Raw genomic sequence first — 21,078 nt, 5'->3', positions numbered from 1 at the left:
AATGTTAGACATTAAAGACTTCGCTATTTTTGAAAATCATTCTCATTTTGATTTTAAAGGCTTTCTGTTAAAAATTGTAGGCTATTGGAAATGGTTTCTGATAAGTTTGATTATTACTTTCGCAATTGCTTATCAGGTGAACATTCGTAAAGAAAAAATTTACGAAATGCAGACTTTGATTTCTATCAAAGAAGAAAATAATCCTTTTTTTACGTCGAATACAAGTTTGGTATTCAATTGGGGCGGAGTTTCAGATCAGGTAAATGGCATATCTACAATTATTCAATCAAGATCTCATAATGAATTGGTTGTAGATAAACTTCGATTTTATATTGATTATTTAGAACAAGGAAAATACAATTTAATAGATTCTTACGGAGCAGTACCATTTTATGTAGATATTGACAAAACAAAAGGACAACTGGCAAATACATTAATTGGTATAAAATTTTTAAGCGAAAATGAATATCAAATTGAGATTCCGTTTGAAAGTAATTCTGTTTCGTTAATTACTTACAGCAGTAATTCTTATAGTAATACTTCTGTACAGCCTGTAACTTTTGTTAAAAAATATAAAGTAGGGGACAAAGTAATTCTTCCGTTTTTAAATTGGAAACTCCAAATAACTGATAATCCAGGTTTTTATAAAGGGAAAGAATATTTTGTCAGATTTAAGGATTTTGATGGAACGGTTTCTCAATACAAAGATGTAGAGGTAGATGCAGGTAAAAGTGGAGGGTCGATATTGACCTTATCAATGCAAGGAACAAATAAAGCTAGAATGGTCGATTATTTGAATTCTACCGTGAAAATGCTGATTAAAATTCAGCTCGATGGCAAAAATCAATTTGCTGCAAATACTATTAATTTTATTGACAGTACTCTCGTAGCAATGGAATCTCAGCTTAAGCAAACTGGTAACGAATTAAAATCTTTTCAAAAAGATAAAAACATCTATGAAATAGAAGGAGGTGGTTCTAAAGTTTCAGAGAAAATAATGGATTTTGATGTTGAAAAAGATTTGCTGGCAAGAAAAATAGCTTACTATAATTCGTTAAAAGCATATTTGAATAATAGTGTCGATTATTCTAGATTACCAGCTCCTTCTGTTGCTGGAATTGAAGATCCAAATATTGTGGCAAATGTTTCTAAACTTATTGCGCTTTCTACTCAGAGATCTGAAATGGCTTATGCAGTAAAAAGTGAAAAAATATTTAAGGATTTTGATAATCAAATGGCGGCAGTGAAAAATGTTCTGCAAGAGAATATTGTTACCGCTAAAGCTTCTTTATTGTATGACTTATCGTTGGTGAATGCAAAAATTGGTCAGGCAGAAAGTACAGTGAGAAGACTACCGGCAGAACAGCAAGAATTATTGAAAATCAAAAGAAAATATGATTTAAATGATAATATTTATACAGAATTTCTTCAAAAGAGAAACGAAGCAGAAATTGTTAGAGCGTCTAACCTGTCTGATATTCACTTTATCGATCCAGCAAAAGATATTGGAGGAGGTTTGATAGGTCCTAAGACTTCTGTTAATTACGTAATGGCTCTGTTTTTAGGAATTTTAATTCCATTGTTATTTGTATTAGTGATTTTTTTCATTAACAATTCAATTCAGAATAGTGACGATATTAATAAGCTAACACAAATACCTTTACTGGGCGTTATTGGGCTAAATAAGGATTCGGGTAATTTAGCAGTTTTTGATAAACCTAAATCAGCGCTTTCGGAAGCTTTTAGAGGGGTTCGTTCTTCACTTCAGTTTTTGTATAAAAAACAACAAGTCAGCGGGTCAAAAACATTAATGATTACTTCTTCGATTAGTGGTGAAGGAAAAACATTCTGTTCTATTAATATTGCTACCGTTTTTGCTTTAAGTGAAAAGAAAACTGTAATTGTTGGTTTAGATTTACGAAAACCAAGATTAGCAGATGAATTCCAAATAAAATCGACTTTAGGAGTTGTAAATTATTTGATAAGGCAGAATAATTTGGAAGAAATTACTAATTCAACACCAATTCCAAATTTAGATGTGATTCTGTCGGGACCAATTCCTCCAAATCCTTCTGAGTTAATTTTAAGTGAGACAATGAAAGAATTGATTAATGAGTTGAAGCAGAAATATGATTATATTATTTTAGACACTCCTCCAGTTGGTTTAGTGGCAGATTCATTAGAGTTGGTTCAGTTTGCAGATGTAACATTGTATATTGTAAGACAGAATTATACTAAAAAAGATATGATAACGTTGTTAAATACCAGACTTAAACGTGGGGAGCTAAGTAATGTGAGTATTGTGCTGAATGGTTATGAAAATAAAGCAAAATATGGTTCCGGTTATGGCTACGGTTATGGAACATATTCAAATGGTTATCATGAAGAAGAAGTAAAAGTTGGGTTTTGGAAAGCATTTATGAGTCGAATTAGAAAAAGTTAAGTTTGGATAAATGGAAAATAAAACAAAAAATACAATTTTAATTACTGGAGGAGCTGGATTCATAGGTTCGAATTTGACTGAGTATTTTTTACACTTAGGCTATAAAGTTGTTTGTTTGGATAATTTTTCAACAGGTCATCATCATAATTTGAAAGATTTTTTAGATAATCCAAATTTTAAATTAATTGAAGGTGATATCCGAGATTTAGCCGATTGTAGTTTAGCAGTTAAAGGAGTGAATTATGTTTTGCATCAAGCTGCGTTAGGCTCTGTTCCTCGATCAATAAAAGATCCAATTACAACAAATGATGTAAATGTTTCTGGTTTTTTAAATATGCTTACTGCAGCGCGAGATGCTGAAATAAAACGGTTTATATATGCAGCGAGTTCTTCTACCTATGGAGACTCTCAAGGACTCCCAAAAGTAGAAGATGTTATAGGGAAACCATTATCTCCTTATGCAATTACTAAATATGTAAATGAATTGTATGCTGAAATATTTAGTAAATCGTACGGATTAGAAACTATTGGGCTTCGTTATTTTAATGTTTTTGGACGAAAACAAGACCCAAATGGAGCTTATGCCGCTGTAATTCCAAAGTTTGTGAAGCAATTTATGAATCATGAGAGTCCAGTGATTAATGGTGACGGAAATTATTCTCGTGATTTTACATATATAGACAATGTTATTCAAATGAATGAGTTAGCAATGACTTGTCAAAACCCAGAAGCCATTAATACTGTTTATAATACAGCGTTTGGAGATCGAAATACACTGAATGACTTAGTTAAGTATTTAAAGGAATATTTGTCAGATTTTGATCCAAAAATAAAGGATATTTCAGTTATCTATGGTGAAAATCGAGTAGGAGATATTCCTCATTCTTTAGCAAGTATCGAAAAAGCAAAAAGAAATCTTGGTTATAACCCAAAGTATTCTTTGCAAGATGGATTGAAAGAGGCTGTAGGGTGGTATTGGAATAATTTAAAATAAACAGATCAAGATAAAATAGATCAAATGAAAATTACAAAAATTTGCTGCATTGGTGCAGGGTATGTAGGCGGGCCAACAATGGCAGTTATTGCTCAAAAATGTCCGTATATTCAGGTTACAGTTGTAGATTTAAACGAACAGAGAATAGCGGATTGGAATGATCCGAATCCTGAAAACATTCCTATTTATGAACCAGGTCTTTCTGAAATTGTAGCAGAAGCGAGAGGTAGAAATCTGTTTTTTTCTACAGATGTTGATAAAGCAATAGATGAAGCGCAAATGATATTTATTTCAGTTAATACTCCAACCAAAACTTACGGGAAAGGAAAAGGAATGGCGGCTGACTTAAAATACATTGAGTTATGTGCAAGACAAATTGCAAGAGTAGCAAAACAAAATAAAATTGTAGTTGAGAAATCAACTTTGCCAGTTAGAACAGCTGAAGCAATTAAAAGTATATTAGATAACACTGGAAATGGCGTTCAATTTCAAATTTTATCTAACCCAGAGTTTTTGGCAGAGGGTACTGCAGTGGCAGATTTGTTAAATCCAGACCGAATTTTAATTGGTGGAGATACAACGCTAGAAGGAGAAGAGGCGATTAATTCGCTAGTAGAAGTCTATTCAAATTGGGTAGGGAAAGATCAAATTTTGACAACAAATGTTTGGTCGTCAGAATTGTCTAAACTTACCGCAAATGCATTTTTAGCACAGCGTATTTCCTCTATTAATGCAATGTCAGAGTTATGTGAAAAAACAGGGGCTGATGTAAATGAAGTAGCAAGAGCAATTGGGATGGATAGCAGAATTGGATCGAAATTCTTAAAAGCTTCTGTAGGTTTTGGAGGTTCTTGTTTCCAAAAAGATATTTTAAATTTAGTTTACATAGCAAAGTCATATGGATTGAATGAAGTTGCGGATTATTGGGAGCAAGTTATTATAATGAACGATCATCAAAAAAGAAGATTCTCAAGTAAAATTGTTCAGACATTATACAATACAGTAGCTGATAAGAAAATTACTTTTTTAGGTTGGGCTTTCAAAAAAGACACAAACGACACTAGAGAATCTGCGGCAATTTATGTTGCTGATGATTTAATAAATGAACATGCAAAAATCTCAGTTTTTGATCCGAAAGTTTCAGAAAATAAGATGTTAAGTGATCTTAACTATTTAGAAACAAGATCAAGTGAAGAAAATGCAAAAGCGTTAAATGTGTTTGAGGACGCCTATAAAGCATGTAAAGATGCTCATGCAATAGCAATCTTGACAGAATGGGATGAATTTACAACTTATGATTGGCAAAGGATTTACGATTCAATGCATAAGCCAGCTTTTGTCTTTGATGGGAGAAATATTCTTGATGCTAAACAATTAGAAACAATAGGATTCGTTTACAGAGGTATTGGATCATAAACAGATTTTTGTGTTTATAAATAAAATGGAACAAAATGCCTTGTTTCATGCTAAATGAATAAGAATGAATTGGTACGTAGTTTATACAAAGCCTAAATGGGAGAAGAAAGTTGCAGACAAACTTAATCAACTGGGAATAGAATGCTATTGTCCACTGATTACTCAGATAAAACAGTGGTCAGATCGAAAAAAGAAAGTTGAAACGCCTCTTTTTAATTCCTATGTTTTTGTTCATTTGTCAGATTTCGATCGTAATGTAGTTTTTCAAGCACAAGGAGTAGTTCGGTATTTGTTTTGGCTGGGAAAACCCGCAATTGTGAAAGATGAAGAAATAGAAACAATAAAGAAAAGTCTTAAGGCACCTAATATTAGCGATGTTTCAGTATCTGCTATACAAGTTGGAGATAAAATTAAATTAGAATCGGGTGTATTCAGCAATCAAAGTGGAGTGGTACAAGAGGTTTCTAATAATTATTACACTTTAGTTTTGGAAAGTTTAGGATGTATTTTGAAAATAAAATATAAATAATAGCGTTATCCTAGTAAAATTAACAGAAGAGAAAGTCTTTTTTAGATTTTTTTCTTCTGTTTTTTTTATAAAGTAATTATTTACAGCCTGATTAATAACGCATTGTGGTTAAGCGTTTTTTTATTAACAATTTGTTTTTGAGTATTACGGGAAACCGTATTGATTAACTAGAGTTATTATACTATATTTGCGCGAAAATGATTAATTTAGGCATCTGAGTCAGATATTGTGACTTGGAACGGCGAAGCCGTGAATTTTTAAAAGCCTAAAGAAATTAAGAAAATGGAGTTAGAAAAAAATATTAAAATTGCAGTTATTGGTTTAGGCTATGTCGGATTGCCATTAGCACGACTGTTTGCGACAAAATATTCTGTAATTGGTTTTGATATAAATGAATCGAGAGTTAGTTCTCTGAAATCTGGAATAGACACTACTTTAGAAGTAGAGGATGATGTTTTACAAAGCGTCTTGGTAGATAAAACTGATGAAAAAGAAGGATTATATTGTACTACCTCCAGAGCGGACATTGCTGAATGTAATTATTATATAGTCACAGTTCCTACACCAGTAGACAAAAACAATAGACCAGATTTAACGCCTCTTTATAAATCTAGTGAAACTGTTGGTAAAGTTTTAAAAAGAGGAGATATAGTTATTTACGAATCTACAGTTTATCCTGGAGTTACGGAAGAACAATGTGTTCCAGTTTTAGAGCAGGTTTCCGGTCTAAAGTTTAACGAAGATTTTTTTGCAGGATATTCTCCAGAGAGAATTAATCCAGGAGACAAGGAACATACAGTTGAAAAAATCCTAAAAGTTACTTCTGGTTCAACACTTGAAATAGGTTTAAAAGTTGATGCTTTATATAAATCGGTAATTATAGCTGGGACACATTTAGCACCTACTATAAAAGTTGCAGAAGCAGCAAAAGTTATTGAGAACTCTCAGCGAGATATTAATATTGCTTTTGTAAATGAACTAGCTAAAATATTCAACTTAATGAATATTGATACACAAGAAGTATTGGCCGCAGCTTCGACAAAATGGAATTTTTTGCCTTTTAAACCAGGTCTTGTAGGGGGACATTGTATTGGTGTAGATCCCTACTACTTAGCACAAAGAGCACAAGAATTTGGATATCATCCTGAAATAATTTTGGCGGGAAGACGTCTAAATGACAGTATGGGTGAGTACGTAGCTTCACAGATAGTGAAGTTAATGATTAAAAAAGGCATTTCTGTTAATGGAGCTGAGCTGTTAATGTTAGGGATAACGTTCAAAGAGAACTGCCCAGACGTTAGAAATACTAAGATTGTAGATGTTATAAAAGCATTAAAAGATTACGGAATAGCGGTTACTATTTTTGATCCTTTGGCTAATCCCGAAGAAGTTAAAAGAGAATATAAATTAAAGACTATTAATTCTATTCCTGAACAAAAATTTGACGCATTGGTATTAGGGGTAGCCCATTCGGAGTTTCTTCAAATAGAATTTTCGAATCTGCAAAAAGAGAAAAGTTTAATTTATGATGTAAAAGGAGTTTTAGGATCTTTGGCAGACAATAGACTTTAGATTTCCTTTTTTATTTAAAAATATATGAATTCAGATAAAACGATAACGCACGTAATCCTTACAGGAGGAGTTGGAAGTAGATTATGGCCTCTTTCTAGAAAAAGTAGGCCGAAACAATATCTAGAAATATTTGAAGAAAAATCTTTGTTTGAAATGACTGTTGAGCGCAATAGCCATTTAGCTAAAAAAGTAATGGTGGTTGGAAATATTGACAATCATCAATTAAGTGGGCAAGTAATGGATAAGACCAATACTTCGTACGTAAATATTGTGGAAGCGACTCCACGAAACACGGCTGCGGCAATTGCTTTCGCTGCTTTTGCATCAAACCCTGAAGATATTTTAATTATTACGCCATCCGATCATATTATAGATCAAATGGAAGATTATAATCAGGCTATGAATCAGGCTATTACAAAAGCTAATGAGGGCTTTATTGTAACTTTCGGTGTTATTCCTACGAAACCAGAAACGGGATACGGTTATATTGAAGCTGAAGGAGATAATGTAATTTCTTTCCGCGAAAAACCAAATGAAACGACAGCGAAAGAGTTTATTGCAAAAGGGAATTTTTTATGGAATAGCGGAATGTTTTGCTTTAAAGCAAGCGTTCTTTTAGAAGAATTGAAAAATTTCCAACCTGATGTTTATGAGAAATCAAAAACGGTATGGGAAGTTAGTAAAGAAGGATTTTTAGATTTAGATTTATCAATGGAAATCCCTTCTATCAGTATTGATTATGCTGTAATGGAAAGAAGCAAAAAAATTAAGGTTGTTCCTGCGTCGTTCTCTTGGTCAGATTTAGGTTCTTTTGAATCCGTATATGATTATTTAAATTCAAAGGGGCACTATACAGATTCAAATGGAAATATGGTTATTGGCTGTGATAAGCACACCACTTTTCTTGGATTGAAAAATACCATCTTTGTCTATACAAAAACTGCCAATCTAATTTTGCAAAAAGAAAATTCACAAGATGTGAAAGATATCTATAGCGAATTGGAAAAACAAAATTCAGATTTATTAAATTAATAGAAATTAGTCACGAATGAAAAAAATTCTAATAACGGGAGGCGCTGGTTTTATAGGTTCTCATGTAGTAAGACGTTTTGTAAACAAATATCCGGAATATCAAATTTTCAATTTAGATGCATTGACTTATGCTGGAAATCTTGAAAATATTAAGGACATCGAAAATAAACCGAATTATACTTTCGTAAAAGGAGATATTGTTGATGAAACTTTTATTAATGATCTTTTTAATCTTCATGAATTTGACGGAGTTTTGCATTTAGCAGCAGAATCTCATGTAGATCGTTCAATCGAAGATCCTCTGGCATTCGTTAAAACAAATGTTATTGGTACAATGAATTTGCTAAATGCAGCAAAGAATCAATGGAAAGGAAACTTTGATGGAAAAAGGTTTTATCATATTAGTACAGATGAGGTTTATGGTTCTTTGGGTTCTACAGGGTTATTTACTGAAGAAACACCATATGATCCAAACTCTCCGTATTCGGCTTCAAAAGCAAGTTCAGATCATTTTGTGAGGGCATATGGTGAGACTTATGGATTGCCTTATGTTTTAACTAATTGTTCAAATAACTATGGTTCATACCACTTCCCTGAAAAATTAATTCCTTTGTTTATCAATAATATTATTAATAACAAATCTCTACCAGTATATGGTGATGGAAATTATACAAGAGATTGGTTGTTCGTAGAAGATCATGCCATTGCAATAGATTTGGTTTTTCATGAAGGAAAGAATCATGAAACATATAACATTGGCGGATTTAATGAATGGAAAAATATAGATCTTGTCAAGTTATTATGTAAAATAATGGATGGTAAACTTGCAAGAAAAGTTGGGACTTCTGAAAAACTTATTGCCTATGTTAAAGATAGGCCTGGTCATGATTTGCGTTATGCAATAGATGCTTCAAAAATTAATAAAGAACTAGGATGGACGCCTTCTGTGACTTTTGAAGAAGGATTAGAAAAGACTATAAATTGGTACTTAAATAATCAAGAGTGGCTTCAGAATGTTACATCAGGAGCTTACAAAGAGTATTATCAAAAGCAATACTCATAAGAAATATCTTTAAAAATAATTTTTCCTTTTATATGAAAAAAATATTATACGTTCTTACCCTGTTTTTTGCATTAATTACTTTTAATGCGAAAGCACAAGATATTATGAAATCTAAAGATTTAAGTACAGTGAAAGTTGATTACTTATCTGATGATGATTTAGCAAAAATTAGTGCTCAGCTAAAAAGTAATAATGCGACTATAGATCAAGTTGAATCGATGGTGCTTTCAAAAGGGATGAGTCAGACAGAGTTTAATAGACTTAAGATTAAGCTTAATGACTATGAGAAGAAAAATGCAAAAGATAAAAGTAAAGATAGTAAATCAAAGATAGGAGAGAAAACTTCAGAATTTGGAAGAAAACAGAATGAAATAAAAAATGATAAAGTAAAAGATTCTCTGAATACTTTAATTTTTGGTTCGGAATTGTTTGATAACCCTACTCTGAATTTTGAACCCGATTTAAATTTAGCAACTCCTATGAATTACGTTCTTGGTCCTGGTGATGAATTACAAATTAGCGTTTATGGTGTCCAAGAATATAATGCTAATACACCTGTAAGTGTAGAAGGAAAGGTAAGTATTGATTATGTGGGACAAATCTCGGTTTCTGGGATGTCTATTGAGGCTGCAACTCAAAAAATAAAAGCAGCAATTGCTAAGGTATACAGCACGGTTCGTTCTGGACAATCTCAAGTAAGCATTAGCTTAGGAAAAATACGTACTATAAAAGTTACCATTGTTGGTGGTAAACAACCTGGTAATTATTCTATATCGTCATTATCAACTGTTTATAATGCTTTGCATTTGGCTGGCGGACCTGGGAAAAACGGTAGCTATAGAAATATTGAATTGATAAGAAACAATAAGGTTTACAAGAATATTGACATTTATAGATTCTTAGTTAAAGGAGATCAATCTGATAATGTTTCCCTAAAGGAAAATGACGTAATTAGAATTCCTGCTTATAGTCAAAGAGTTACTGTTGAGGGAGAAGTTAAACGTCCTGGAATTTTTGAAATGAAAAAAGGTGAGAAGTTTTCTGATTTGTTAAATTTTGCTTCTGGATTTAATGAATTTGCTTATACAGCTTCGGTTAATGTACTGCAAAAGACCGGAAAAGAATTTAAAGTACACGATATAAATGAAAGCGAATACAATTCTTATCAACCTCAATCTGGGGACGTTTTTAGAGTTACTAAGATTTTAAATCGATTTGAAAATCGTATCAAGATTGAAGGAGCTGTTTTTAGACCAGATTATTATTCTTTTACTGAAGGAATGAGAATTTCAGACCTTGTAACAAGAGCAGAAGGATTGAAAGAAGATGCTTATAGTAAACGAGCACGAATTATTCGTTTAAAAACTGATTTGACAACAGAAATCGTTAATGTTGATCTAGGTGCTGCTTTGTCGGGAGATTTAAATGCGGATATTGAATTAAAAAGAGAAGATATAGTAACAGTATATTCTATTCTTGAGTTTAGAGAAGAATATAAAGTGACAATAGATGGGGAAGTAAAAAATCCGGGTGAATATGAATACTTTGAGAATCTTACATTAAATGACTTAGTTGTTCAAGTAGGCGGATTAACAGGTTCGGCATCAAAAAGAGTTGAGATTGCTCGAATGATTAAATCAGATGCTATTGATGATGCAGATCCTAAACGTGTAGAATTAGTTGAACTAGAAATTACCGCGGATAATAATGAACAAATTAAAAATTTTGTTTTAAAACCTTTCGATGTTATTAATATTCGTAGAATGGCGGTTTATGAAAAACCGGAAATGGTAAAAGTAAGCGGAGCTGTAACTTATCCGGGGAAATATGTTTTGGCAAATAAAAAAGAAAGGGTTTACAATGTGGTAATGAGAGCAGGAGGATTAACATCTATCGCAAATTTAGATGGTATGAAGATAAAAAGACCAATCAAAGAAGAACAAATAGAACAATTAGAAAGTATAAATCTTAATTTGGAGAAGAAGGAAACGTTAGAGAAAAAAGAGGGAATTTTAGAAGAATCAAATCTTAAAATTAAGGACACTCTTAAATCTAAATTATCAAAAAAATTAAGAGACGAATTAAAATACACTACTATTCCTGTTAATTGGGAAAAAATTGTAAAAGATAAAAACCACTATTCTAATGTTACTTTATTTCCTGGAGACGAAATTGAAGTGGCAGTGTATAACGAAGGAGTAAAAGTTACTGGTAATGTGTTGTTGACTTCTGAAATTCCATATAGAAGTGGAAAAGGATTCAAATATTATATTAATTCTGTTGGTGGTGTAGATAATAAAGGATGGAAGAGAAAAGCTTATATTATTTATCCAAACGGGAAAGCGGCGGTAACAACTTCATTCTTGTTTTTCAAATCTTACCCGAAAGTGGAGCCTGACTCGCAAATTGTTGTGCCTGAAAAGCCTGAAAAGAAAAAAATGACTGCGGGGGAATGGGTTGGTATTGGTAGTGTAGTTTCCAGTTTAGCTTTATTAATTGTAACTGCTTTTAAATAATACATTTTCATGGAGAATATAGATATTGAAAACGAGGAAATGTCGTTAAAAGAAGTTGTTCAAAAAATAAGACAATGGTATATATATTTGTTTTCTAAATGGAAAATAATTGTATTAGCATCTATAATTGGAGCAGCAATCGCTTTAGCATATTCATTTATTAAAAAACCTATATATACAGCAACATTAACATTTGCTGTCGAAGATGAAAAGGGAGCTGGTGGTTTAGGCGGGGCTTTAGGCTTGGCTAGCTCGTTTGGCTTGGATTTAGGAGGTAATGGAGGAGGAATTTTTGCGGGTGCAAATTTGACAGAACTTTTTAAATCTAGAACAATGGTTGAAAAAACACTATTGTCTTCAGTGAATTTAAATGGTAAAGTTGTTTCTCTTGCAGAAATGTATATTCAGAATAATGAATGGAGAAAAAAGTGGTCTGACGAGCCAAAAATTGCGTCAATTGAGTTTCTGCCAAATGCTGATAGAAAAAAATTCACAAGAGAGCAAGATAGTATTTTGGGATTGATGTATACTGATTTGTCTAAATCAGATTTAGGGGTTAATCAAAAAGATAAAAAGGTATCAATAATCACTATGGATGTTTCTTCAAAAAATGAATTGTTTGCTAAGTATTTTTGCGAAGCTTTAGCCATACAGGTTGGTAAGTTTTATGTTGAAACAAAAAGCAAGAAAGCAAGAATGAATATGTCAATTTTAGAAAGGCAAGTTGATTCTGTTCGAGGAGAACTTAATGGAGCTATTACAGGTGTTGCTGTTGCAAATGATAACACATTTAATTTGAATCCAGCTTTAAATGTTCGTAGAGCACCTTCTGCAAGAAGACAAGTAGATGTTCAGGCTAATACAGCAATTTTAACTGAATTAGTAAAACAGTCTGAGTTAGCTAAAGTAACTTTACGTAAAGAAACACCTTTAATTCAAGTAATTGACAGGCCTATTTTACCTTTACCTAAAAATAAGTTTGGAAAGGCAAAAGCATTACTTTTAGGCGGATTTATTGGTGCTTTTTTATCCATTATTGCTGTAATATTGAGAAGGATTTTACGACAACTTAATGTGAATTAGAAAGCTGATTTGAGATTTAGTTTTTTAATTCAACCTATTTAAAAAAAAACAAATAGTAAAATATTATTTTATAATGAAGCCAAGATTAATTACTTTTCCTAAGATTCAAGATCCAAGAGGCAATTTAACTTTTTTGCAATATTCTGACCAAATACCCTTTAAGATTGAAAGGACCTTTTGGACTTATGATGTGCCAGGCGGAGGAATAAGAGGAGGACATGCATATTATGAGCAAAAAGAAATTATCATTGCCTTAAGCGGAAGTTTTGATATAATAATAACAAATATTGATGGTAGTACCGAAAAATTTTCTTTGAATAGAAGTTACTACGGTCTTTATTTGCCTGCTAAAACTTGGAGACATATAGAGAATTTTTCCACAAACTCTTTAGTTTTACATATATCTAGTGAGAAATTTTCTAAAGAAGATTATATTAGAGATTTTAATGAATTTAAAATGTTAACAAATGATGCAGTCTAAAAAAAGTGTTTTTGAGTGTAGTCTTTTGCATTTGAGTCAGATAGGAAATAGAAATGGCCATATAACAGCAGTTAGTAACAATAGTGAAATTCCTTTTGCTGTAAAAAGGATTTTTTATTTATATGATATTCCTGGCGGTGAGTCTCGAGGAGCTCATGCTCACAAAGATTGTCACCAATTTTTAGTAGCTGCTAGCGGTAGCTTTGAAATTTTGTTAGATGATGGTAAGACAAAACGACAAATATTGTTGAATAGACCAGATTTAGGATTGCATATACCTCCAGGTATTTGGGCTTCTGAAATTAATTTTTCTAGTGGATCTATATGTTTAGTTCTAGCCTCGCATGAATATGACGAGAAAGATTACTTAAGAAATTATGACGAATATTTAAATTATATTAGCATTGAATCAAATAAATAAGTATAATATATCACTCCGTTTGGTAGAAGAAAGCGATGCTGATTTTATAGTTGCCATAAGAACAGATATTTCTAAATCAAGATTTATTAGCCAAACAGATTCAGATATTGAAAAGCAAAAATTATGGATTTGTGATTATAAGAAAAGGGAGAAGTCTCAAGAGGAGTTTTATTTCATTTGCATAGATGAAGATGGGATGAGTTTTGCTACTTATAGATTATATAATAAAAAGGAAAATTCTATTGAAATTGGTAGTTTTGTTTCAAAACCTTTTTACGATAATCCGATAAATGTAATTAAGGTTGACGTGATTTTAAAGTCATATGTTTTTGAAGAACTGAATTTAGATCGACTAGAATTTGAAGTTAGAAAAGAGAATAAATCTGTCGTTAATTATCATAAAAAATTTCATCCGACATTGATTAATGAAGATGACTTAAATTATTATTTTGTTTTAGAAAAGAAAGACTTTTTAGCTAATAGAATAAAATTTGAAAAATTATTTTAAATTATTAAATTATGGAAAAATTTATTGAAAATTTTAAGAGACAATTAGAGGATGTCGATACTGATTTGAATGCCGATACAGATTATGTGAATTCAGATTTTTGGGATTCTCTTACAGCAGTAACTATTCAAATGATGATAGATGATGAGTACAATGTAAAAATTGATATAAAGAAGATTTCAAGCTTTACATCAGTAGGTGAATTATATCACTTTGTTCAAGAGAGTAAGTAATGGAAGCCTTTATTAAGCACGTATCTTATTATTTGCCAAGCAATAAACTAAGTAACGATGATATAGCAACTCAATTTCCAGAGTGGGATAGTGAGAAAATAATTCAAAAAATAGGGATTCAAAATCGTAACATTACCGATAAAGATCAATATACTTCAGATATTGCGACTGAGGTTATTGATATTCTCTGTAGTGAATATAAAATAGATAAATCAGAGATTGATTATTTAATCTTATGCACTCAATCACCCGATTATTTTTTACCTACTACTGCTTGTATTGTACAGAATAAATCTGGATTATCAACTAATTGTGCTGCTATTGATATAAATCAAGGTTGTTCAGGGTATATCTATGGACTTTCTTTGGCCAAAGGCTTAATCATTTCTAAGGTTGCTAAGAATGTTATTCTTGTTACAGCAGAAATGTATTCAAAATATATTCATGAAAAAGATAAAGGCAATCGTAGTATATTTGGTGATGCGTCTTCTGCCACTTTAATATCAGATAATGGGTTGTATAGAATTGGTGAGTTTTCATTAGGAAGTGATGGGAGTGGTTTCCAAAATTTGATAGTTAAAAATGGAGCTGTTAAGAATGCTAAAATTTTAGATTCTGATGAAGCTAATGATAATAATCTTTTTATGAATGGTCCAGAAATATTCAATTTTACCGCTAAAGCTGTGCCAGAACTGATTAGTAAGACTTTGGAAAAAAACAATGAGAGCATTGATTCAATAGGGGCTTTTGTTTTCCATCAAGCTAACACTTTTATGTTAGAATATCTCAGAAAAAAAATTAATATTCCAAAAGATAAATTTATTATCGATATGGAAAATTATGGGAATACTGTTTCTTCAACTATACCTATTGTCTTGAAAAACAAAATTAAAGAGTCGACATATGAAAATAATTTTCTTTTGGCAGGATTCGGAGTAGGGTATTCTTGGGGAGCAGTTGTTATATATAAAAAGTAAAATATGATTAAATTTTTAGATTTACAAAAAATAAATGCTCAATATACAACTGAATTAAAAAAAGTTGCAGATGAGGTAATTGACAGCGGGTGGTATTTATTAGGGGAGAGAGTAAAGGAGTTCGAAAAAAATCTCGAAACTTATCAAGGGGGTGGAAATGCAGTAGCGGTTGCTAATGGTTTAGATGCTTTACGCCTTATTTTTAAAGCCTATATCGAATTGGGGGTAATGCAAGAAGGGGATGAAATTATTGTTCCTGCTAATACTTACATAGCCTCTGTTTTAGCCATTACTGACAATAAATTGATTCCTATTCTTGTAGAACCAGATTTAGATACTTACAATCTAGATTTAAATTTATTAAAAGATAAGATTACCTCAAAAACTAAAGCTATAATGATAGTTCATCTTTATGGACGTGCTTGTTGGAGTGAAGAACTTGAAATCTTAGCCAAATCTAATAATTTAAAATTAATTGAAGATAACGCTCAGGCTATTGGAGCGTGTTGGAATGGTATTAGAACAGGTAATTTAGGAGATGCAGCTGGATTTAGTTTTTATCCAGGGAAGAATTTAGGAGCACTGGGTGATTCAGGGGCTGTCACTGCGAAAGATATTGAATTAGCTAAAGTAATACGTACTCTAGCAAATTACGGCTCCGCTCAAAAATATATAAATCAATATCAAGGGTTAAACAGTCGTATGGATGAAATTCAAGCGGCATTTCTAAATGTTAAAATGAATTATTTAGATAATGAAACAATTTTGCGTCGAGAGATAGCGAATTATTATATGCAGAATATAAAGAATGATAAAATAATATTGCCACATATTAATAAAACAGAAGAACATGTTTGGCATCTTTTTGTGATTCGTGCAAATAACCGTGATGAATTACAGATTTATCTACAAGAGCATAAAATTCAGACTTTAATACATTACCCGATTCCTCTGCATAAACAAGAATGTTATTCTGAGATGTCAAGTATTTCTTTACCAATAACGGAGAAAATACATGAAGAAGTATTGAGTTTGCCAATTAGTCCTGTTATGAGTAATGATGAAATAGCGAGAATCGTAGAAGTTTTAAATAAGTTTTAAGTATTTTGAAATTAATTAAAACTTCTCTTTATTCTGCTATTACAACATTTATACGCATTGCTTCTGGGTTTATTGCTAATAAAATTGTAGCAATATTTACGGGACCTGCTGGTGTTGCAGTAATTGGTCAATTTACAAATTTTGTTGCCATTATTTTGACAGTTTCTAATGGAGCAATTAACACGGGAGTAGTAAAATATACAGCCGAATATGAAAACAATGAGCTTAAACAAAAGAAAATGCTCAGTACTGCATTAAGAATTTCAATGTTTTGCTCCTTTTTTTTTGGTTTTTTCTTATTTATATGGGCTAATTATTTTTCAAATTTAATACTAAAAAACTCTATTTACAATAATGCAATTAGAGTTTTAGGGATAACAATAATTTTTTATTCATTAAATAATCTTTTGATTTCTATTTTAAATGGCAAAAGTGAAATAAAGAAATATACAATTGTAAATACATTTGGGAGTTTAGTAGGTCTAATATTTACGGTATTATTAGTTTACTTTTGCAAAATTGAAGGAGCTTTGTATTCTATTGTTCTTTCCCAATCTATAGTTTTTTTTATTACTCTCTTCTTTGTGATTAAAAGCAATTGGTTTTCATGGAGTTATTTTAAGTATTCATTTGATAAAACGCTTGCAAAGAAACTTGGAGGCTTTAGTTTAATGGCTTTAGTTTCTGTATTTACAGCTCCTGTTGTTCAGATTTTACTACGTGATATGGTAATTTCAAAAATTGGTTTGGATGCGGCGGGATATTGGCAAGGAATGATGAAGGTGTCAGATGGATATTTATTATTAATAACAACAGCATTAAGCACTTATTATTTGCCGAAGCTCTCTTCATTAAAAGAAGATAAAGATCTTCGAAATGAAATCTTGTATGGTTACAAAATAATTATGCCAGTTGTTTTTATCAGCTGTTTATTAATATATTTTTCAAGATTATTCATCATAAAACTTCTTTATACGAATAGTTTTGTAGAAATGGAACAGCTTTTTTTGTATCAACTAATTGGTGATTTTTTTAAAATTGCTGCATGGTTAATTTCATATTTAATGTTGGCAAAGGCCATGACAAAGCTTTTTATTATAACCGAAATTGTTTTTAGCTTAACATATCTTATTTTTGGGTATATATGTGTGGATGTATTTGGTTTAATAGGTTTGACAATAGCATTTGTAATAAACTATTTTATTTATTTTATATTTATGTTAAGTTACTTTCGAAAATTAATTTTTTATAAAAATGAGTGACCTTCCTTTAGTTTCAATTATAATACCTTGTTATAATCATGAGAAGTATGTTTTAAATATGCTTAAAACAGTTTTACAAGATGATTATTCTAACAAAGAACTGATTATTATTAACGATGGCTCTTCTGATAAATCACATGGAATAATTAGCGAATGGATAGAAAATAATAATCAGCATTCTTTAAAAATAGTATATAAAAATAGGGAAAATAGAGGTCTTTGTAAGACATTGAATGAGCTTATTGATTTATCTAAAGGTAAATATTTAATTCCTCTTCCTAGTGATGATTTGCTAGTATCTGGAAGTATATTGAAAAGAGTGACTATTCTGGAAAATAATCCTCATAAAAAGGCATTAATAAGTGATTCATTAGTTATTGATGAAAATGATAAAGTTATTATGGATAGCAGTATTGTTGACTATAATAAAGGAGATAAATCTAGATTTTTGACTGATGATGCTATTTTGTTATGTACTTTAATTAGTCCACAAATTTCTGGTCCAAGTATTATAATCAATCGTGAAATTTTCGATATTATTGGAAGATATAAAGAAAATTTAATTGCAGAAGATTGGTATTTTTATCAAAGGGCCGCAGCTCATAATTTGCTTATTTTTGAAGATCTTATTGGTGCAAAGTATAGAGTTCACTCTAACAATTCTTCGGGAGTTGCAGTGAAACGTTCTACTAAAATGGCTTGGACTATAGTGCTCACTTATTGGTACAATTGGAAAGTGATGCCAAGTTTTAAGTATAAAATTATTGCATTGAAGGAATTAGCTAAATGGTCAGCAAGATATTTGTATTATAAAACTGTATAATGATAATTGTTAATATTTTGAATAAGTGTAAAACGATAATTTACTACTTATTCATATACCCATACTATTTTCTTTTGTTTAAAAAAATAGAAGGATTTAGTAGAATAATGAAGCCTCTTAAAATTGAAGGTTATAAAAACATTTTAATAGGAAGTGATGTTGTTGTTGGCAAATATTCTTGGCTTGCTGCTGTTCCATTAACTGGAAGTAAGTGTACTTTAGAAATTAAAAGTGGAGCTCGAATTGGTAATTTTAATCATATATATGCGACATCTAAAATAATTATCGAAAAAGATGTTTTAACGGCAGATAAGGTTTACATATCAGATAACCAACATACTTATGATTCAATAGATATGCCAATACACAAACAAAGAATAAAGCAATTAAAGCATGTGTCTATTGGTGAGGGAACTTGGATTGGAGAGAATGTTTGTATTATAGGAGCCTCAATTGGTAAAAATTGCGTAATCGGAGCAAATTCTATAGTAAATAAAGATATTCCTGATTTTTGTGTTGCCGTTGGAAATCCAGTTAAAATTGTTAAAAGATATTGTGTAAATAATAAAGCTTGGTTAAAAACAAATTCTATTGGAGAATTTAATTAAAATTTAAAAAAAAATGAAAAATATATTAATTACCGGTGGCGCTGGTTTTATAGGATCTAATCTTTGTTTAGCACTTGTTAAAAAAGGTTATAATATTACAGTTCTCGATAATTTATCTCCGCAAATACACGGAGTTGATGCAAAGAACAATTCTTTTCTTTATTTGTCAATCAAAGATAAAGTAAAGTTTATAGAAGGGGACATTAGAAATAGTGACAACATAAAATTAGCAATCCAAGGTAATGATGTTATCGTTCATTTGGCTGCGGAAACAGGTACTGGTCAATCTATGTATGAAATTGAAAAGTACTCTAATGTAAACATAGGAGGAACTGCATTAATGTTAGATATACTTGCTAATAATCCGCATACAATAAAAAAAATTGTTGTTGCTTCTTCAAGATCAATATACGGTGAGGGCAAATATTATTCAAAAGATAAAGGCTTTGTTTATCCAAAACATCGTAATTCTGAGGATATGAGCAATGGTGATTTTGAAGTGAAGTATAAGGATTGTGAAGGAGTATTAGCACTAGTAGCTACTGATGAGGAATCTAAAATTCACCCAAGTTCAGTGTATGGAATTACAAAACAAAATCAGGAACAGATGATCATGACAGTATGTCCGACGATAGGGATTGAACCTGTTGCTTTTAGATATCAAAATGTGTATGGCCCTGGACAATCGTTAAGTAATCCATATACTGGAATTTTGTCTATATTTTCTACGTTAATTCGAAACGGAAAAGAGATTAATATTTTTGAGGATGGTAAAGAGTCTAGAGATTTTGTATTCATCGAAGATGTAGTTAATGCTACTGTTTTAGGAATTGAAAAACCAGAAGCAAACCGGAACATATTTAATGTTGGTTCTGGAATACCGACTGATGTAATTACGGTTGCCAATGAATTAATGAAAAATTACAATATTAACGTTCCACTTACAGTTTCTGGAAACTTCCGTTTAGGAGATATTAGACATAATTATGCTGATTTGAGTAAAATTTCGAGTAGATTAGATTTTAAACCTCGATATTCATTTGAAGACGGAATTAGAATTTTTTCAGAGTGGGTTTTAACACAAAAAATTGAAGAAAGTAAATATGAAAAGTCTGTGACTGAAATGAAAGATAAAGGTTTATTAAAATGAGTAAAATAGGGTTTGTTACTGTACTATTTAATAGTGATAGTGTACTTGAAGGTTTTTTTGAAAGTTTGAGTTTGCAAAGCAATCAAAACTTTATCGTATACATGATTGATAACAGTTATTCGGAAGAATCAGAAAAATTTATTAAGTCACTAGTTGAAAATTTTAATATAAAAAATAAGATAAGACATATTATTAATTCAGCAAATGAAGGCGTTGCTAAAGGTAATAATCAAGGTATCGAGTTAGCTATAAAAGATGGTTGTGATTACATTCTTATTGGAAATAATGATGTCGAATTTTATCAGAAAGATCTCTTTGATGTTCTTGTTAAAAAATGTGAAATAAATAAGATTGTTGCTCCAAAGGTGTTATATCATAATACAAATCAAATCTGGTTTGCAGGTGGACATATTAATAAATATAAAGCTCTTGCAATTCATGAAAATGAGTATGCAGAAAGCAGGGATGAAGTGGAAAGATTTACAGAATATGCACCTACATGCTTCGTATTATTTCACAAAGAAGTTTTCGAAAAAGTAGGGGTAATGGACGAAAAATATTTTGTGTATTGGGACGATACGGATTTTATGGTAAGAGCAGTAAAATTAGGATTCAAAATATTGTATCTGCCATCTTATGTAATTCAGCATAAAGTAAGTATTAGTACAGGTGGAAGAAGTTCTTTATTTTCAACTTACTATTTTTTGAGAAACAGACTTTATTTTATTAAAAAACATTTTAAAGGTCTGTCTTTTGTTTCGTCATTGTGTTATACATACTTTACTTCTGTTGCTAAAATTGTATTGTATGATATGAAAAGAAAAAAAGTCATTATAAAGGCAATTCGAGATTCTAAGGTGATGTAA

20 protein-coding genes are annotated in these 21,078 nt (G+C 31.0%); all 20 read left to right on the top strand.

The annotated features are described in order from the left end of the window. Nucleotide 1 precedes the first annotated feature (1 nt). The 20 genes from PQ463_RS14940 to PQ463_RS14845 all read left to right on the top strand — a co-directional run bounded on the left by PQ463_RS14940 (nucleotide 2) and on the right by PQ463_RS14845 (nucleotide 21,078). Entirely contained in the window at nucleotides 2-2,443 is a 2,442-nt protein-coding gene (locus PQ463_RS14940; protein ID WP_274254388.1) for a polysaccharide biosynthesis tyrosine autokinase, read from the top strand. A 10-nt stretch (nucleotides 2,444-2,453) separates the two neighbouring features. Then, entirely contained in the window at nucleotides 2,454-3,437 is a 984-nt protein-coding gene (locus PQ463_RS14935) for an SDR family oxidoreductase (RefSeq protein WP_274254387.1), read from the top strand. Between the two features lie 24 nt (nucleotides 3,438-3,461). After that, on the top strand, nucleotides 3,462-4,853 hold the full coding sequence (locus tag PQ463_RS14930; protein WP_274254386.1) for a UDP-glucose 6-dehydrogenase: 1,392 nt from the start codon (nucleotides 3,462-3,464) through the stop codon (nucleotides 4,851-4,853). Nucleotides 4,854-4,917: 64 nt separating this feature from the next. Next, the gene (locus PQ463_RS14925) at nucleotides 4,918-5,382 is read left to right on the top strand and encodes a UpxY family transcription antiterminator (protein WP_274254385.1); all 465 of its coding nucleotides are present in this window, start codon (nucleotides 4,918-4,920) and stop codon (nucleotides 5,380-5,382) included. A 282-nt stretch (nucleotides 5,383-5,664) separates the two neighbouring features. Then, the gene (locus tag PQ463_RS14920; protein ID WP_274254384.1) at nucleotides 5,665-6,954 is read left to right on the top strand and encodes a nucleotide sugar dehydrogenase; all 1,290 of its coding nucleotides are present in this window, start codon (nucleotides 5,665-5,667) and stop codon (nucleotides 6,952-6,954) included. A gap of 24 nt (nucleotides 6,955-6,978) precedes the next feature. Then, nucleotides 6,979-7,986, top strand: a complete 1,008-nt coding sequence (locus PQ463_RS14915; protein ID WP_274254383.1) for a mannose-1-phosphate guanylyltransferase — start codon at nucleotides 6,979-6,981, stop codon at nucleotides 7,984-7,986. Between the two features lie 16 nt (nucleotides 7,987-8,002). Beyond that, nucleotides 8,003-9,049, top strand: a complete 1,047-nt coding sequence (gene rfbB, locus PQ463_RS14910) for a dTDP-glucose 4,6-dehydratase (protein WP_274254382.1) — start codon at nucleotides 8,003-8,005, stop codon at nucleotides 9,047-9,049. A gap of 32 nt (nucleotides 9,050-9,081) precedes the next feature. Then, entirely contained in the window at nucleotides 9,082-11,565 is a 2,484-nt protein-coding gene (locus tag PQ463_RS14905) for an SLBB domain-containing protein (protein ID WP_274254381.1), read from the top strand. A gap of 9 nt (nucleotides 11,566-11,574) precedes the next feature. Next, nucleotides 11,575-12,648 carry a Wzz/FepE/Etk N-terminal domain-containing protein gene (locus tag PQ463_RS14900; protein WP_274254380.1) on the top strand — a complete coding sequence of 358 codons (1,074 nt, stop codon included), beginning with the start codon at nucleotides 11,575-11,577 and terminating at the stop codon, nucleotides 12,646-12,648. Between the two features lie 73 nt (nucleotides 12,649-12,721). After that, nucleotides 12,722-13,129 (top strand): sugar 3,4-ketoisomerase, encoded by a 408-nt coding sequence (locus PQ463_RS14895; protein WP_274254379.1) that lies wholly within the window; start codon nucleotides 12,722-12,724, stop codon nucleotides 13,127-13,129. Further along, nucleotides 13,116-13,550, top strand: a complete 435-nt coding sequence (locus tag PQ463_RS14890) for a sugar 3,4-ketoisomerase (protein ID WP_274254378.1) — start codon at nucleotides 13,116-13,118, stop codon at nucleotides 13,548-13,550. The genes PQ463_RS14895 and PQ463_RS14890 overlap by 14 nt, the downstream gene beginning before the upstream one ends. After that, on the top strand, nucleotides 13,534-14,058 hold the full coding sequence (locus PQ463_RS14885; RefSeq protein WP_274254377.1) for a GNAT family N-acetyltransferase: 525 nt from the start codon (nucleotides 13,534-13,536) through the stop codon (nucleotides 14,056-14,058). Before PQ463_RS14890 ends, PQ463_RS14885 begins: the two co-directional genes overlap by 17 nt. An 11-nt stretch (nucleotides 14,059-14,069) precedes the next feature. Next, entirely contained in the window at nucleotides 14,070-14,291 is a 222-nt protein-coding gene (locus PQ463_RS14880; RefSeq protein WP_274254376.1) for an acyl carrier protein, read from the top strand. After that, nucleotides 14,291-15,268 (top strand): ketoacyl-ACP synthase III, encoded by a 978-nt coding sequence (locus tag PQ463_RS14875; protein ID WP_274254375.1) that lies wholly within the window; start codon nucleotides 14,291-14,293, stop codon nucleotides 15,266-15,268. The genes PQ463_RS14880 and PQ463_RS14875 overlap by 1 nt, the downstream gene beginning before the upstream one ends. Nucleotides 15,269-15,271: 3 nt before the next feature. Continuing rightward, nucleotides 15,272-16,369 carry a DegT/DnrJ/EryC1/StrS family aminotransferase gene (locus PQ463_RS14870; protein WP_274254374.1) on the top strand — a complete coding sequence of 366 codons (1,098 nt, stop codon included), beginning with the start codon at nucleotides 15,272-15,274 and terminating at the stop codon, nucleotides 16,367-16,369. A gap of 5 nt (nucleotides 16,370-16,374) precedes the next feature. Further along, on the top strand, nucleotides 16,375-17,631 hold the full coding sequence (locus PQ463_RS14865) for an O-antigen translocase (protein WP_274254373.1): 1,257 nt from the start codon (nucleotides 16,375-16,377) through the stop codon (nucleotides 17,629-17,631). Continuing rightward, nucleotides 17,624-18,454: a glycosyltransferase family 2 protein gene (locus tag PQ463_RS14860; protein WP_274254372.1), complete on the top strand. Its 831-nt coding sequence runs from the start codon at nucleotides 17,624-17,626 to the stop codon at nucleotides 18,452-18,454. Before PQ463_RS14865 ends, PQ463_RS14860 begins: the two co-directional genes overlap by 8 nt. 107 nt (nucleotides 18,455-18,561) lie before the next feature. Then, complete coding sequence (locus PQ463_RS14855; RefSeq protein ID WP_274254371.1) at nucleotides 18,562-19,062, top strand: acyltransferase; 501 nt, start codon at nucleotides 18,562-18,564, stop codon at nucleotides 19,060-19,062. 13 nt (nucleotides 19,063-19,075) lie between these two features. Then, nucleotides 19,076-20,212, top strand: a complete 1,137-nt coding sequence (locus PQ463_RS14850; protein ID WP_274254370.1) for an NAD-dependent epimerase/dehydratase family protein — start codon at nucleotides 19,076-19,078, stop codon at nucleotides 20,210-20,212. Next, complete coding sequence (locus tag PQ463_RS14845; RefSeq protein WP_274254369.1) at nucleotides 20,209-21,078, top strand: glycosyltransferase family 2 protein; 870 nt, start codon at nucleotides 20,209-20,211, stop codon at nucleotides 21,076-21,078. Before PQ463_RS14850 ends, PQ463_RS14845 begins: the two co-directional genes overlap by 4 nt.

This window comes from Flavobacterium sp. KACC 22763, assembly GCF_028736155.1.
GTDB lineage: Bacteria > Bacteroidota > Bacteroidia > Flavobacteriales > Flavobacteriaceae > Flavobacterium.
The sequence above is the reverse complement of the archived record's forward strand: the minus strand, read 5'-3'. Positions and strand labels throughout refer to the sequence as shown.

Coding starts and splice junctions, on each gene's coding strand:
- PQ463_RS14930 (WP_274254386.1), top strand. CDS start 3,462: ATGAAAATTACAAAAATTTGCTGCATTGGTGCAGGGTATGTAGGCGGG.
- PQ463_RS14860 (WP_274254372.1), top strand. CDS start 17,624: ATGAGTGACCTTCCTTTAGTTTCAATTATAATACCTTGTTATAATCAT.
- PQ463_RS14875 (WP_274254375.1), top strand. CDS start 14,291: ATGGAAGCCTTTATTAAGCACGTATCTTATTATTTGCCAAGCAATAAA.
- PQ463_RS14905 (WP_274254381.1), top strand. CDS start 9,082: ATGAAAAAAATATTATACGTTCTTACCCTGTTTTTTGCATTAATTACT.
- PQ463_RS14870 (WP_274254374.1), top strand. CDS start 15,272: ATGATTAAATTTTTAGATTTACAAAAAATAAATGCTCAATATACAACT.
- PQ463_RS14940 (WP_274254388.1), top strand. CDS start 2: ATGTTAGACATTAAAGACTTCGCTATTTTTGAAAATCATTCTCATTTT.
- PQ463_RS14935 (WP_274254387.1), top strand. CDS start 2,454: ATGGAAAATAAAACAAAAAATACAATTTTAATTACTGGAGGAGCTGGA.
- PQ463_RS14850 (WP_274254370.1), top strand. CDS start 19,076: ATGAAAAATATATTAATTACCGGTGGCGCTGGTTTTATAGGATCTAAT.
- PQ463_RS14900 (WP_274254380.1), top strand. CDS start 11,575: ATGGAGAATATAGATATTGAAAACGAGGAAATGTCGTTAAAAGAAGTT.
- PQ463_RS14890 (WP_274254378.1), top strand. CDS start 13,116: ATGATGCAGTCTAAAAAAAGTGTTTTTGAGTGTAGTCTTTTGCATTTG.
- PQ463_RS14895 (WP_274254379.1), top strand. CDS start 12,722: ATGAAGCCAAGATTAATTACTTTTCCTAAGATTCAAGATCCAAGAGGC.
- PQ463_RS14845 (WP_274254369.1), top strand. CDS start 20,209: ATGAGTAAAATAGGGTTTGTTACTGTACTATTTAATAGTGATAGTGTA.
- rfbB (WP_274254382.1), top strand. CDS start 8,003: ATGAAAAAAATTCTAATAACGGGAGGCGCTGGTTTTATAGGTTCTCAT.
- PQ463_RS14920 (WP_274254384.1), top strand. CDS start 5,665: ATGGAGTTAGAAAAAAATATTAAAATTGCAGTTATTGGTTTAGGCTAT.
- PQ463_RS14855 (WP_274254371.1), top strand. CDS start 18,562: ATGAAGCCTCTTAAAATTGAAGGTTATAAAAACATTTTAATAGGAAGT.
- PQ463_RS14915 (WP_274254383.1), top strand. CDS start 6,979: ATGAATTCAGATAAAACGATAACGCACGTAATCCTTACAGGAGGAGTT.
- PQ463_RS14880 (WP_274254376.1), top strand. CDS start 14,070: ATGGAAAAATTTATTGAAAATTTTAAGAGACAATTAGAGGATGTCGAT.
- PQ463_RS14925 (WP_274254385.1), top strand. CDS start 4,918: ATGAATTGGTACGTAGTTTATACAAAGCCTAAATGGGAGAAGAAAGTT.